The organism is Kocuria oxytropis (assembly GCF_040981195.1).
Lineage (GTDB): Bacteria > Actinomycetota > Actinomycetes > Actinomycetales > Micrococcaceae > Kocuria > Kocuria oxytropis.
In genome coordinates, this window is the sequence record NZ_JAVFXA010000064.1 from 1 (window position 1) to 818 (window position 818).

Genomic DNA, 818 nt, shown 5'->3' on the forward strand with positions numbered 1-818 from the left:
ACCGTGTCGATGTCCTCGCGCAGCTCCAGGCCGGCCTCGCGGCCGTAGTAGTGGGACAGCACCCCGAAGGAGTGGCCGTAGCCGAAGGTCCGGTTGGCCAGCAGGCCGTGGGAGATGAAGATCTCGTTGAGCTCCGCGGCGATGTCCTTGCACACCGCGCCCGGCTTGATCAGCTCCAGGCCGCGCTCGTGGACTGCGACGTTGATCTCCCACAGCTGCCGCGAGCGGGCGTCGGGCTCGCCGAGGAACAGGGTGCGCTCCAGGGCGGTGTAGTAGCCCGAGGTCATCGGGAAGCAGTTCAGGGACAGGATGTCCCCGCGCTGGAGCTTGCGGGTGGTGGCCCAGTTGTGGGCGCCGTCGGTGTTGATCCCGGACTGGAACCACACCCAGGTGTCGCGGACCTCGCGGTGCGGGAAGGTGCGGGCGATCTCGTGGACCATCGCCTCGGTGCCGGCCAGGGCGACCTCGTACTCGGTGATGCCCTCGCGGATCGCGCTGCGGATGGCCTCGCCGCCGAGGTCGCCGATGCGGGCGCCGTGCTTGATGACCTCGATCTCCTCGGCCGACTTGATCATGCGCTGGCGCATGGCGTCCTGGGAGACGTCCAGCAGCTCGGCACCCTCGAACGCGGCCTGGATCCGCCGGCGGGTCAGCAGCGGCAGGGCGTCGTCCTCCACACCGATCCGCCGGGCGGCCACACCGCGCCGGCGCAGGGCCTCCTGGAGGCCGTAGTAGAAGTTGTCGCGCCGCCAGTCGGTGTAGACGATGTTGTCGCCGTAGCTGGTGCGCCACGGCATGCCGGCGTCGATGTTCGCGGT

Annotated in this window: 1 protein-coding gene; it reads right to left on the reverse strand. The window is 69.7% G+C overall.

Going from position 1 to position 818, the window contains the following annotated elements:
- Positions 1-818, reverse strand: an 818-nt coding sequence (locus QYM41_RS17580) for a M24 family metallopeptidase (protein ID WP_368801061.1), incomplete at both ends; no start/stop codon positions are given.